Origin of the sequence: Marinitoga sp. 1135 (genome assembly GCF_013363245.1) — a bacterium.
Lineage (GTDB): Bacteria > Thermotogota > Thermotogae > Petrotogales > Petrotogaceae > Marinitoga > Marinitoga piezophila.
The window spans coordinates 85449-99422 of record NZ_LBEZ01000019.1; the positions used below are offsets into that span (position 1 = coordinate 85449).

The window sequence follows — 13974 nt, forward strand, 5'->3', positions numbered from 1 at the left end:
CTTTATTACCTCACATGTCGTATTTTAAATTCTTTCTTAATCTTCTTTCAAGATCGCGTTTTGCAATATCTTCTCTCTTGTCATATAATTTTTTACCTTTAACGAGAGCTATTTCTACCTTTACAAGCCCTTTGCTATTAATATACATCTTTAGAGGAATTATTGTTAATCCTTTTTCTTTAACTTTTTGATCCAGTTTTAATATTTCATATTTATGCATAAGCAATCTTCTTGGCCTTTCTGGATCGTGATTGAAAACAGAAGCGTTTTTATATTGACTAATATGAGCGTTGTATAAGAAAATTTCCCCTTTTTCTATTTTGCAAAAAGCATCTTTTAAATTTACTCTTCCATCTCTAATGGATTTCACTTCTGAACCCAAAAGTTCTATTCCCGCTTCATATTTTTCAAGAATATGATATTGAAAGGTTGCCTGTTTGTTATTGGCGACTATTTTCATTTATGATCCTCCATTTCTGAGCTTAATTTTTCTGAGAATTCATTTTTCCTTCTTATGGCTCTATTAATTCTTTCAGCGCGTTTTTTACCTATACCCGGAACGTTTATTAATTCATCCATGTTTGCTTTCATTAATGTTTCGAGATTTTTGAATGTTTCAACAACATTTCTTACAATAATTGAAGGTATTCTCGTTGAATATAATAGTCTAAATCCTCTTGGAGTTACAAAGAATTCTTCAAGGTCATTTTCTGTTTCTATATCATACCCAAGTTTTTGAGAGATTAGTTTCATATTTAAAAATTCTTCTGTTTTAAATCCGTCAAATAATTTTAAAGCTTCCTGGGGATATTGGAAATCGAGAAGATCTTTTGAATAATCCATAATTAATGCTCCAAGATATCTTGGAGTGATTCTATATATTTCATTTATTTCCAATTTTGAACTTTCTGCAGCTTCTCCAAGTTCGAGAAGGTATTTTTCTGCTTTTTGAGCTACTTTTAATGTCATGAATCCTTTTGATATTGCTTCAACAACTGTGGATAATATTACCCTGTTTTCCATTTCTGCAATATTAATTTCTGAAAGCAATTCAAAGAAGCTTTGCTTATATCTTTGTGCAACGGCTATTTCCTGGTTTAAACGAGGAAGGATTATAGTTTCTGGATATAGTACCCTGCTGTTTGTACCGTAATATATTGAAACCTGATTTCTTCTTTTTGAAACTGCTATGAGTATTTCATCTGTTTGTTTTGCCATTCTTTCTGCCGTTCTATGCCTCATGCCAGTTTGAAAACTCGGAATATTACTTGAAGGATTTAATTGAGCATTTGCATATAAGATTTTTGTGGCATCTTTATTTAAAACAATTGCTCCATCCATTTTTGCAAGTTCATACATTCTCTCCGGCTCAAATTCTGTATCTATAACAAAACCAAGCTGGATTAATCCTTTGCTTAAATGTTCTTCTGCATTATCAGTTAAGAAAATTAGGGCTCCTAAATTAGCTGAAATTATAAGGTCTATTCCATCCCTTAATTTTTTACCAGGAGCAAGTAATGAAAGTATGTCTGTAATGTCGTTTTTTGGAGTCATTATATCACCTGCCTTATGCAAAGAATCTTTTTACTAATTCACTGAGATTTGAAATTTTTATGTGTTCATTATTTTTAATCTTCTTAGAATTTGGTATTACAATATAATCAATTCCTAATTTTTTTGAAAATTCAATTCTTTTTTCAAGATTGTTTATATTTCTTATATTTCCATCAAGTCCTATTTCTCCCATTACAACAATAGAACCGCCAGTTGATATATCAAATAGCGAAGAAAGCAATGCGTATGCAATTGCTAAATCACTTGAAGTATCGGAAATTTTAAATCCTCCCGATGTACTTAAAAATATATCTTTTGATTCAATTGGAAGCCTCAATCTCTTGCTTAAAACTGCTATAATCATTAGTAGTCTATCTAAAGGGGCACCTGAGGTTACACGCCTTGGGTTTCCATATACAGGTTTGCTAACCAGTGCCTGTATTTCTATTGGAATTAATTTGCTTCCTTCCTTTACAATTGTCAAAACATTTCCAGAAGCAGTTTTATAATCTTTAAGAAAATAATTTGTATATTCAGATATTGGAATTAATCCTTTTTGTGTCATTTCAAACATTAATAGTTCGTCAGTGGGACCATATCTGTTTTTTAAAATTCTAAGCATTCTTAAACCAGAAGTTTTTTCCAGTTCAAATTGTAAAACAGCATCAACCATATGTTCTAAAACCTTTGGTCCGGCGATAATGCCGCCTTTTGTTACATGGCCCACTATTATAAGCGTGATGCCCTTCTTTTTACAATATTCGGATAAATAACGTGTAACTTCTTTTACCTGAAGAATACTCCCGGCAAAAGAAGAAAAATTTTCTGATTTTAATGTTTGTATTGAATCTATTATTAACATAGTTGGTTTTTCTTCTAATTTTTCAATTACAGATATTATCCGTTCAAGTGAATTTTCAAAGATTAAGCCAATTTTACTTCCATCTTTTTTTATTCCCAGTCGTTTAAATCGCTGAAATACCTGTTCTGCAGATTCTTCTCCGGAAACGTATATTACCATATTTTCACTACCAACAGATGAGGATATTTGTGTAAGTAAAGTGCTTTTTCCTATGCCAGGTTCACCGGCTAATAGATACACACCACTTTCAACAAAACCGCCATTTAAGACTTCGTCTAATTCTTTGAATCCTGTTTTTAATTTTTCCGGTTCGTTTATTTCATCGTCTAAAAATAGCAATTCTGTTGGTTCTGTTTTTATGTTTATGTTTGCTTTATCATCAAAAAGATCCGCGGTAAATTCTACCGCGGTATTCCATTCATTACATGAAGGACATTTTGCAAACCATTTTGTTGATTCGTATCCACAATTAGAACAAACAAAGTAATTTTGTCTCTTTTTACTCATTATGACACCTTCTGTTTTGGTTTAGAACTTCGTCCTTTTTTAAAGTGTATTTCGCCGTTTTTAGTATCTATTATTATTTTGTCTCCTTCTTTAAATCTTCCTCTTAATATTTCTTCTGAAAGCGGATCTTCAAGATATCTTTGAATGGCTCTTTTTAGAGGTCTTGCGCCAAAGATAGGATCGAATCCTTTTTCAATTAATAATTCTACAGCTGAATCTTTTATTTTAATGTGTAAGTCCTTTTCTTTAAGTCTTTTTTCAAGATCATTTAATTGAATTTTTATAATTTCTTTCATATGTTCTTTGGTTAATGGATGGAATACTACTGTTTCATCAAGTCTGTTTAAGAATTCAGGTTTAAAGGCTTTTCTAACTTCTTCCATTACAGATAGTTTTATTTCTTTGTATTTTTTCTCTTCTGATTCTTCATCGACAAATCCCATTGAACGTTTTGATTTATTAATTGATTCACTTCCAAGATTACTTGTCATGATAATTATAGAGTTTCTAAAGTCCACAATTCTTCCCTGTGAATCAGTTAATCTTCCATCATCCATTATCTGTAATAATAAGTTATATACATCAGGATGTGCCTTTTCTATTTCGTCAAGAAGTATTACAGAATATGGTCTTCTTCTTACAGCCTCTGTAAGCTGACCTCCTTCTTCATATCCAACATATCCTGGAGGTGCTCCAACAAGTCTTGAAACATTGAATTTTTCCATGTATTCAGACATATCAATTCTAACAAGTGCCTTTTCATCTCCGAAAAGATATTCAGCAATTGTTTTTGCCAATTCTGTTTTACCAACTCCTGTTGGTCCAAGGAATAAAAATACTCCTGTTGGTCTTTTTGGATCTTTAATTCCGCTTCTTGCTCTTCTAATTGCCTTGGAAACGGCTTTTATTGCATCATCCTGACCAATAACTCTTTCGTGTAATACAGCTTCAAGATTAAGCAATCTTTCCATTTCAGACATTTCAAGCTTTTTAAGTGGAACGCCAGTCCAATCAGAAACAACTTCAGATATATGTTCATCTGTGATTTCTATAATTTCCTTTTCGGCTTTTTCGCGCCATTCTTTATATTTCTTTTTGTATTTTGATTTTAATTTTACCAATTCTGTTTTTATTTCTTCTATTTTGTCATACTCATCATTTTGAGCGTAATAATCTTTTTTGTTTTCAAGCTCAGAAATTTTATTTAGCATCTTTTTAAGATTTGCTGGTAATGTTAAAGCATTTAATCTGGATCGTGCACCAGCTTCATCTATTAAATCAACAGCTTTATCCGGTAAAAATCTATCTGTAATATACCTTAGTGAAAGATTTACAGCAGCTTCAATTGCTTCATTTGTATATTTTACCTTATGATGTTCTTCGTATTTTGATTTTATTCCTTTTAAGATTTCAATTGCTTCTTCATATGTTGGTTCATTTACATATATTTTCTGGAATCTTCTTTCCAATGCAGGATCTTTTTCTATAAATTTTCTATACTCTGAAGGTGTGGTTGCACCGATTATAGTTATATCTCCACTTGCTAAAGCTGGTTTTAAAACATTTGCAGCGTCCATTGAAGATCCTTCTGCAGCTCCAGCTTCAACTATCATGTGCAATTCATCTATAAACAATATTATGTCTTTATTTTTTTCGAGAATTTGCATTAATTTCTTCATTCTCTTTTCAAATTCGCCACGATACTTTGTTCCAGCAACAAGTGAAGTTAAATCAAGCGAGAAAATACTTTTGTTTTTTAATACTTCTGGAACATCACCTTTTACAATTCTTTCTGCTAAACCTTCAACTATAGCACTTTTACCAACTCCTGCTTCACCGATTAAAACAGGATTATTCTTTTTTCTTCTTGCAAGAATTTCCATAACTCTTCTAATTTCAACTTCTCTTCCTATAATAGGATCGAGCAGATTTTTAGCAGCTTTTTCAGTAAGATCAGAGCCATATCCTTCCAGTTGCTTTATAGCATTTTGTTTTTGTCTTATCCTTTCTTCATTTTCTTCTTCAAACATTGTAATATCTGTTTCCTCGCTTTTTTCTTTATTCATCATGAGATCAGCGAGTTTTTTCCTCATTTCAACAAGGTTTATACCTATTCTTCTTAAAACATGTGCGGCAATACCTTCGCCTTCCCTGCAAATGCCAAGTAATAAATGTTCGGCATCAATTTGAGTTGTTCCTAAAATTTCTGATTCGTCATATGCTAATTCAATAATTCTTTTTGCCCTTGGTGTTGGTTGCGGTGAAGCACCAACAATGTTATGTGTTGCATTTACACCTACAATATTGGTTATTTCAGCTTTGATTTTTCCATATGTAAGATTATAATATGAGAATATTTGAGAAAGGTATTTTCCTCCAACTTTTAATAAACCAAGTAATAAGTGTTCAGTTCCAACGTATGGATGCCCCATAAATCTTGCTTCGTTTTGTGCTTCGATAAATACTTTTGCAGCTCTATCTGTAAAATTATCAAACATATTATCACCTCCGTTTTGCGAATCACTATTAATTCTAACACATTTTATGAAAATTATGAAGTTCTTTCAGTAAAATTTGTGTTTAACATACAAAAATATCAAAAAAAATAATATATGATAAAATTTATCCAATTCTACTTATAAAAACGTTTTTAAACCTTAAAAAATATTTCAAGTATATTTTAAAATAAAGGAGTTTAATTACGATAGACTATTCTATCAATTGGAGGCGATATGATGTCAGAGCTCTTGGTCTTGGGAATCACTATTGTGGCGTATTATTTTATTATTTTTGCAAGAAATGTAAAAAAATCCATTATTACTTTTTTCTTTGGAACATTATTATTTATATTAAAACCTGTTGAAGGACTTGAATTTGAAAATGTTGGTAACATAGTTAGTTTTGAAACACTTGGTATTTTACTTGGTATGATGATTATTGTAGAAATTTTAAAAGAAAGTGGTTTTTTTACATTTGTTGCAATTAATGCCATAAAAATGAGCAGGTATAAATTCTGGGTTGTTATTTTTCTTATTATGCTTGTTATAGCTTTATTTTCTGCTTTTCTTGATAATCTTATAACCATTATGCTTATGGCTCCAATTATCTTCTTGATTGCTGATACTTTAGAAGTTAATCCCATACCATTTTTAATGTTATCCATTTATATAGATAATATTGGCGGTATGAGCACATTGATAGGTAGTCCTTTAAATATTGTTCTTGGATCAATTGGTGAATTGGATTTCGCCACGTTTTTAGGTAAAATGCTTCCAATAACAGCTATTTCGTTCTTAAGTGTATTATTTATATTTAAGGTTACAAATAAAGTGGATTCAAAGGTGTATAATCAGAGATTAAAAGAAAAACTTTCAACTATTGATCCTACAAAAGCAATTGAAAATAAATCATTAATGTATAAGGGGATTATTGTTTTTGCAATAGTTCTGGCAGGGTTTATGTTTCACTCAGCTATAAATATAGATCTTGCATTAATTGCTGTTATTGGTGCATTGACATTGATGTTATTAACACAAAAAGATTTTGAAAGTATGTCAAAAGATTTAGATTGGGACACAATGTTCTTTTATGCAGGATTATTTACTATAGCTTATTCTCTTGAAGAGATTGGTGTTACTCAGGCAATTGCACATTTATTTGATCCGTTAATGGGAACACCAAAAGTATTAATGATAGTTATAGCATGGATTTCAGCGTTTACTATTCCGTTTTTAAGTGCAGTTCCAGGGACATTAATTATGGCACCTGTTATAAAATTACTTGTAATGAATGGAGCGCCATTTGATTTGTGGTATGCATATGCAATAGGGGCAAACCTTGGAACAAACCTAACACCGCTTGGAGCAGTACAAAATCTTGTAGGTGTTTCATTATTAGAAAAAAACTACCAGAAAACCATAACCTTTGCCGAATATATGAAAATGTCTGTGCTTCCAGTTTTGATACCTTTAATCCTCGGAACAGCATATTTAATATTTTTCTTTTAAATATTATAAAAATGAATTAGGTTGTCCAATAATTAAAAACACTCAAACCTTGATTGCTAATCTTCAAAAATTAATTAAAGTCAACCTCAGGGTTGGCTTTTTTGTTTAGTTCATTTTTCTATGATATAATATTTTAGTAAAATAACTTTTATTCTATATATGTATAATTAATATAACTCTTGTTATGGGAGTGATAAGTATGAATAAAGTTATCTTTGAGAAAAAAATAAATAGTATTCAATTTCAGATTGTTGTTGGTGATTTAACAAAAGAAGATGTAGATGCAATTGTTAATGCAGCTAATTCTTATCTTTCACATGGTGGCGGGGTTGCAGCAGCAATTGTGAGAGCAGGAGGATATATTATTCAAAAAGAAAGCGATGAATTGGTAAAAAAGAATGGTATAATTAAAACTGGAAATGTTGGAGTAACTTCAGGTGGTAATTTAAAGGCAAAATATGTAATTCATGCTGTTGGACCGGTATGGCATGGCGGCAATGAAAATGAAGAAGAATTATTATATAATGCAATATATAATTCGTTAAAAAAAGCCAATGAGTTAAATATAAAATCCATATCATTTCCTGCGATAAGTTCAGGTATTTTTGGATATCCTTTTGATAAAGCCTGCGATGTTTATAAAAAGGCTATTGAAGATTTTTCAAAGGAATTTAACCAACCAAATTTAATCCGTTTTTGCTTTATAGATGCCACAAGGGCTCAACGATTTTCTAAAATATTTTAATATGTATAGTATCTGGAGGTTATAATGGCAACTTTAAAAATTAGACCGGAAAAAAAACCCATAAAAAAGAAAAGAAATACTTTATCCGAACATTTAAAAACAATAAAAGCACAAAAAAGCGATGAAGAAAAAATTCATAAGGAATTAAAAAAACTTTCGTTTTCCTCAAATGCTGGAGTTGGATGGTTGAAAATTGTATTTTCCAGCTTTAATTTTTTAATTTCGTTGTTTTTAATTTCAATAATTCTTTTTATAAATTTTGAAAAAGAATTACTTCAAAGTATGCTTGGAACGCATTTTTCTTTTGAAACAAAAGGGATAATGATTCTGGGTATATTGTTTTTATTATATAGTATAATTGAACAATTTAATGCTATTTATTATTTAAAAGAATCTTTAAAATGGTATAGAATAACCTGTATTTTAAAGTTTATAGTTTCGTTATTGATGATTTTTTCTATTGTTTATTTGATATCGAAAAGCGGAATTCAATGGTTTGGTATATCGTTATTTGGAAATACAACGCTTGGTAAAAATAAGTTATTTTATATTCCGAGTATTGTATATCTTACATATTCAATATATCTTTCTCTTTTATCGTATTATGATTTATTAAAGTAAATAAATAATTAAAAATAAAATGACTATAGGAGGTTGTTGCAATGGTAAAACAGGAATATGATGTTGTAATTATTGGAGGAGTAGCAGCTGGAACAAGTGCCGCTGCAAGTGCAAAAAGAGGTAATAAAGACTTAAAAATTGCTATATTTCAAAAAGAACCATATATTTCATATGGTGGATGTGGATTGCCATATGTAATTAGTGGCGACGTAAAATCTCCAGAAGCAGTAATAGCTTTAACACCAGAAACATTTAAAGAAAAAAAAGGTGCAGATGTATTTGTAAATCATGAAGTATATGAAGTTGATTTTTCAAATAAGATTTTATATGTAAAATCAGGTGATGAAGAAAAAGAGGTTTCATATAAAAAGCTGGTTATTTCAACAGGTGCTTCACCAATAATTCCTGATTTTAAAGCATGGGGAGAAGAAGGAATATTTAAATTAAGAAATCCTGATGATGCAGCTTCAATTTTAAAATTTATAAATGAAAAAAGTCCAGAAACGGCAATTGTTATTGGTGGAGGATTTATAGGTGTTGAAACAGCAGAAGCTTTAAAATCACATGGTATAGAAATTACGATAATTGAAGGAATGGATCATTTATTGGGAAGTATTGAGCCAGAAATTCATGAAGAGTTTAAAACAGCAATTGAATCAAAAGGTGTAAAACTTGTATTTAATACCTTTGCAAAAGATATTATAAAAGAAAACGGTAAATTTAAAGTATTAACCGATGAAAATACATATGAAGCAGATATGGTAATTGTTTCAATTGGAGTTAGACCAAATACGGCATTTTTACAGGGTAAAGGATTGGAAATGGCTAAAAATGGTGCTATTATAGTTAATAACAAAATGGAAACCAATATAAAAGACGTATATAGCGCAGGAGATTGTGCAACTGTAAATCATTTTATAACAAATGAAAATGTATATATTCCACTTGGAACAACAGCTAATAAACAGGGAAGAATTGCAGGTAAAAATATTTCAGGAGGCAATGACTCATTTATAGGTGTTGTTGGTTCATTAATTACTAAATTTGAAGATATTGAGTATGCAAAGACAGGTTTAACACTTAAAGAAGCGCTTGAAAAAGGATTTGATGCTGAAGCAGTTGTTATAAAATCAGGTAGTAAAGCACATTATTATAAAGGTTCAAAGAAAATATTAATGAAATTGGTTTTCGAAAAGAAAACAGGAAGGATTTTAGGCGCTCAATTTGTAGGTGGCGAAATTCATCCAAGATTAAATGCAATAACTTCATTAATATATAATAACGGTACAGTTGATATGTTAAGAAATATGGACTTAGCATATTCACCACCGTTCTCACCAGTTTGGGATATTGATTTAGTTGCAGCTACTCAGGCAATGAAAAAAATATAAAAAATAAAAAATAAAAAAATAATATGGAGGGTACTCCGTGAAAATTTCTGAATATGTTATTTCTAAATTGGGATTTTATCCTTTTGATTTTGATGGTGAAATTGAAGAAGATTCATATTTAATTTTAAAGTTATTTGATCCACTTAGCGAATCAGAAGAAAGATTATATAAGCGTTTCTTTTCAAGACTATCAAAGAAACCTGTTAAAATAAAACTTCTTAATAAGAAGGAACCAGCGTATATATTAGAAAAATGGCTGGACCTAATTGCCGGTAATAGTGAAGAAAATTATTTAAGGTTTATAGTTCCAGATATAGAAAATAATTCCCTTGTATTTAGAGTGGCTAATAAATTTGCATTTGATAGAGTTAGAAAATATAGAAAAAATGTAGAAAATATTGTTTCGAGGACATTGGGGTATTTACCAGAATATGAGTTTATTTACGATGAATCCTTAAACATAGATTATAATGAATTATCTGACGAAAATGATTTTGATTATCACAATAATGAATATAATAATGAGCATATACCTGTAAATACAGTGCCTCAGGCTGTAGTTAATAATGAATTTTCAGATAATATAAAAAATGAAGATAATGAAAAAGACAAAGTGATTATAGGTTCTTATTTTAAGAAGGTATCTGTGCCTATTGATAAATTAAATGAAGTAATGTATCATACATCTAATGTTGTAGTTGAAGGAAAGGTGTTTTTCAAAGAATTTAACGACAGGGCAATTATTGTTACTTTATATATTACTGATAATAGGGATTCAATAACAATCAAATCGTTTAAAAATAATGCTGAAAAAGTAAATAATGAAATATCTGTAGGAGATAGCATAAAGGTTGAAGGTAAGATACAATATGATGAATTTCAGAAAGAATATGTAATAATACCTTTTAATATACTAAAAACAGAAACAAAAGAAAGAATAGATGATTGTGAAGAAAAAAGAGTGGAATTACATGCGCACTCTAAGTTTAGTGCTCTTGATTCGGTTCTTGATGTAGAAGAGTTAGTTTCAACAGCAGCTAAGTGGGGGCATAAAGCTGTTGCGATTACTGATCATGAAGTTGTTCAATCAATACCAACGTTTTATAGCATTGCTAAAAAGAAGGGTATAAAACCAATTTTTGGTTGTGAAATTAATGTTGTAAATAACAAGGTTTCAATTGCATATAATTTAGATAAAGAATATGGATTTGATGCAGATTTTGTTGTATTTGACTTTGAAACTACCGGTTTTGATCCAAATGCAGAAGAAATAATAGAAATTGGTGCTGTAAAGATTGAGAATGGACAAATTACAGATATTTTCCATAAACTTATAAAACCATCAAAACCTGTTCCTTTGAAGATTCAACAAATAACAGGAATAACCAATGAAATGCTGGAAGACGCACCGGATATATCCGATGTTCTCCCAGAATTTATGGATTTTATAGGAGATAGCATTTTAGTTGCTCATAATGCCAATTTTGACTACAGGTTTTTAAGAAGATGGGTAAAAGAAATAATGGATATAGATCTTGTAAAACCGTATATAGACACATTGGCTATGGCGAGAGCTTTGTTAAATCTTAAAGGTGGGCATTCACTTGATAAAGTGGTTAAGTCTTTGGGCCTGGAAAATTTTGAACATCATAGAGCTCATGAAGATGCTAAAATAACAGCCAAGGTATTTTTAAAACTCCTTGAAAAAGCCAGAGGAAGAGGAATAAAAGAAATAAATTCCTTAATGAATCTTGAAAAAATGATTGATTTTAAAAAGTTAAGAAAGCATCATGCTACTGTGTTGGTAAAAAATAGAACAGGTTTGAAAAATTTATATAAATTAGTTTCTAAAGCACATACAGAATATTTTTATAGGGATACCACAGTTTTATTAAGTGAGTTACTTGAAAATAGAGAAGGGCTTTTAATAGGTAGTGGCTGTACAAAAAACCTTATTTATGAAGAATATTCAAGAGGAGCTTCACAGGATGAAATAAATTCGTTGATTAGTATGTATGATTATATAGAAATACAACCTCTTGACAGTATAGAACATAAAAATGTTGATAAAGAACAGATAAAGGAATTTTATAGGGTAATATATAATAGTGCGAAAGATTTTAATATACCTGTTGTTATGACATCTAATGCGCATTATCTAAATAAAGAGGATAAAAAAATAAGAGATGCGTTAATAATCGGCTCTGCCACAAAAGGCCAGAAAAAACATGTATATAATTCCAATAAATACTTTAGAACAACAAAAGAAATGTTAGATGCAGCATACGAAATATTTGAAGATGAAAACATAGCAAGAGAAATCGTTATTGAAAATACAAATAAAATTGCAGATTTAATAGAAGAAATACAGCCGCTTGAAGGAAAATTGCATCCGCCAATTATTGAGGGTGCAGATGATACAGTAAGACAAATGAGCTGGGAAAAAGCAAAGGAAATATACGGAGATCCTCTTCCGGAAATAGTAAAAGCGCGTATTGAAAGAGAATTAAATTCTATTATAAATCATGGTTATGCAGTTTTATACTTAATGGCCCAGAAAATTGTAAAAAAATCCAATGATGATGGTTATCTTGTTGGGTCAAGGGGATCTGTAGGATCATCTCTTGTAGCAACAATGATGGGGATTACAGAAGTTAATCCTTTGCCACCACATTATGTATGTCCTAAATGTAAATATAGCGAATTTATTACAGACGGTTCTTATGATTCGGGATATGATTTGCCTGATAAAAAGTGTCCACATTGTGGAATTGAAATGAAGAAAAATGGTCAGGATATACCTTTTGAAACATTCATGGGATTTGAAGGTGACAAAGTTCCTGATATTGATTTGAATTTTTCTGGCGAATATCAATCAAGAGCACATAAGTTTATTGAAGAGTTATTTGGTTCTGAACATGTATTTAGAGCTGGTACTATATCTACTGTTGCAGAAAAAACTGCATATGGATATGTAAAAAAATATGCTGAAGAATTTGCACCTGGAATGAGAAATTCAGAAATTTTAAGAATTGCAAAAAAAATTGAAGGTGCAAGAAGAACCACAGGTCAGCATCCAGGTGGTTTAATGATAGTTCCAAAAAATATGGATGTATATGATTTTACACCTGTTCAATATCCAGCAAACGATAAAAAAGCAAATACAATGACAACGCATTTTGATTATCATGTTATCCACGATGATCTTGTAAAACTCGATGCACTTGGGCACGATGATCCTACATTTTTAAAAATGCTCAGTGATCTCACTGGTGTTGAATATTTTAATATAAAAATGGATGACAAAGAAACTATGTCTATTTTTTCTTCAACAAAAGCACTGGGAATAGATTTGAAAAGTGAATTGAAAACAACAGTAGGGACATTGGGAATACCGGAATTTGGAACACAATTTGTTAGGGGAATGTTAGAAGAAACAAAACCCAAAACATTTGCAGCTTTGGTTCGAATTTCAGGACTTTCCCACGGAACAGATGTGTGGCTTAACAATGCAAGAGATTTAATTGTTGCTAAAAAAGCTACAGTTGATGAAGTTATTGCCTGTCGTGATGATATTATGAATTATTTAATACAGAAAGGGTTAGATAAAAAACATTCATTCTTCATTATGGAAAAGGTTAGAAAGGGAAAAGGATTAGCTCCGGAAGATGAAGAGGCCATGGTAAAAAACAAAGTGCCTGAATGGTTTATAGGTTCATGTAAAAAAATAAAGTATCTTTTCCCTAAAGCGCACGCTGCGGCATATGTAAGTATGGCGTTCAGAATTGCATATTTTAAAGTACATTATCCACTTGCTTTTTATGCAACATACTTTTCTGTTAAAGGTGATGAATTTAATACCGCTATTATTTTAAGAGGAAAACCAGCAATTAAGGGAAGAATCTTTGAATTAAAGGCATCAAAGTCACTTGATGTAAAGGAAAAAAATGAATTAACTGTGCTTGAATTGGCATATGAAATGATATTAAGAGGTTTTGACTTTTTACCGCCAGATATATATAAATCAGATGCAAAAAACTTTATTATAGAAGGTAATAAATTAAGAATTCCGTTTATTAAAATACCAAATCTTGGAGAAAAAGCTGCAATTAGTATTGTAAAAGCAAGAGAAGAAAGGAAATTTCTTTCAATTGAGGATTTGTTAAATAGAACAGGAATAAATAAAACAACTGTTGAAACATTTAAAAAAATGGGTATATTAAAAGGATTGCCAGAAAGAAATCAGGTAAATCTATTTGAAAGTCTTATGTGAGGTTGGTGAGAAGT

9 protein-coding genes are annotated in these 13974 nt (G+C 30.5%); 5 read left to right on the forward strand and 4 right to left on the reverse strand.

Annotation, left to right across the window (positions count from 1 at the left end; genetic code table 11):
- Positions 1 to 10: 10 nt before the first annotated feature.
- The 4 genes from smpB to XO10_RS08670 are packed head-to-tail and all read right to left on the reverse strand — an operon-like array spanning position 11 to position 5421.
- Positions 11 to 460, reverse strand: a complete 450-nt coding sequence (gene smpB / locus XO10_RS08655) for an SsrA-binding protein SmpB (RefSeq protein ID WP_014297199.1) — start codon at positions 458 to 460, stop codon at positions 11 to 13.
- Positions 457 to 1554 (reverse strand): DNA integrity scanning diadenylate cyclase DisA, encoded by a 1098-nt coding sequence (gene disA, locus XO10_RS08660; RefSeq protein WP_014297200.1) that lies wholly within the window; start codon positions 1552 to 1554, stop codon positions 457 to 459. Before disA ends, smpB begins: the two co-directional genes overlap by 4 nt.
- Before the next feature lie 13 nt (positions 1555 to 1567).
- Positions 1568 to 2923 carry a DNA repair protein RadA gene (radA, locus tag XO10_RS08665; protein ID WP_014297201.1) on the reverse strand — a complete coding sequence of 452 codons (1356 nt, stop codon included), beginning with the start codon at positions 2921 to 2923 and terminating at the stop codon, positions 1568 to 1570.
- Positions 2923 to 5421 (reverse strand): ATP-dependent Clp protease ATP-binding subunit, encoded by a 2499-nt coding sequence (locus XO10_RS08670; RefSeq protein WP_175418493.1) that lies wholly within the window; start codon positions 5419 to 5421, stop codon positions 2923 to 2925. The genes radA and XO10_RS08670 overlap by 1 nt, the downstream gene beginning before the upstream one ends.
- A gap of 237 nt (positions 5422 to 5658) precedes the next feature.
- Here XO10_RS08670 and XO10_RS08675 point away from each other — a divergent pair, with 237 nt between their 5' ends.
- The 5 genes from XO10_RS08675 to XO10_RS08695 all read left to right on the forward strand — a co-directional run bounded on the left by XO10_RS08675 (position 5659) and on the right by XO10_RS08695 (position 13960).
- A complete protein-coding gene (locus XO10_RS08675) occupies positions 5659 to 6930 on the forward strand; it encodes an SLC13 family permease (RefSeq protein ID WP_014297203.1) in 1272 nt (423 codons plus the stop codon).
- A 199-nt stretch (positions 6931 to 7129) separates the two neighbouring features.
- The gene (locus XO10_RS08680) at positions 7130 to 7675 is read left to right on the forward strand and encodes a macro domain-containing protein (protein WP_175421403.1); all 546 of its coding nucleotides are present in this window, start codon (positions 7130 to 7132) and stop codon (positions 7673 to 7675) included.
- A 24-nt stretch (positions 7676 to 7699) separates the two neighbouring features.
- Entirely contained in the window at positions 7700 to 8296 is a 597-nt protein-coding gene (locus XO10_RS08685) for a hypothetical protein (protein WP_014297205.1), read from the forward strand.
- 41 nt (positions 8297 to 8337) lie between these two features.
- Complete coding sequence (locus XO10_RS08690) at positions 8338 to 9687, forward strand: FAD-dependent oxidoreductase (protein WP_014297206.1); 1350 nt, start codon at positions 8338 to 8340, stop codon at positions 9685 to 9687.
- A 37-nt stretch (positions 9688 to 9724) separates the two neighbouring features.
- The gene (locus tag XO10_RS08695) at positions 9725 to 13960 is read left to right on the forward strand and encodes a PolC-type DNA polymerase III (protein ID WP_175421404.1); all 4236 of its coding nucleotides are present in this window, start codon (positions 9725 to 9727) and stop codon (positions 13958 to 13960) included.
- Positions 13961 to 13974 lie beyond the last annotated feature (14 nt).

Bases quoted from the DNA above. Each gene is read 5' to 3' on its own strand.
- smpB (WP_014297199.1), bottom strand. From the start codon at position 460: ATGAAAATAGTCGCCAATAACAAACAGGCAACCTTTCAATATCATATT.
- disA (WP_014297200.1), bottom strand. From the start codon at position 1,554: ATGACTCCAAAAAACGACATTACAGACATACTTTCATTACTTGCTCCT.
- radA (WP_014297201.1), bottom strand. From the start codon at position 2,923: ATGAGTAAAAAGAGACAAAATTACTTTGTTTGTTCTAATTGTGGATAC.
- XO10_RS08670 (WP_175418493.1), bottom strand. From the start codon at position 5,421: ATGTTTGATAATTTTACAGATAGAGCTGCAAAAGTATTTATCGAAGCA.
- XO10_RS08675 (WP_014297203.1), top strand. From the start codon at position 5,659: ATGTCAGAGCTCTTGGTCTTGGGAATCACTATTGTGGCGTATTATTTT.
- XO10_RS08680 (WP_175421403.1), top strand. From the start codon at position 7,130: ATGAATAAAGTTATCTTTGAGAAAAAAATAAATAGTATTCAATTTCAG.
- XO10_RS08685 (WP_014297205.1), top strand. From the start codon at position 7,700: ATGGCAACTTTAAAAATTAGACCGGAAAAAAAACCCATAAAAAAGAAA.
- XO10_RS08690 (WP_014297206.1), top strand. From the start codon at position 8,338: ATGGTAAAACAGGAATATGATGTTGTAATTATTGGAGGAGTAGCAGCT.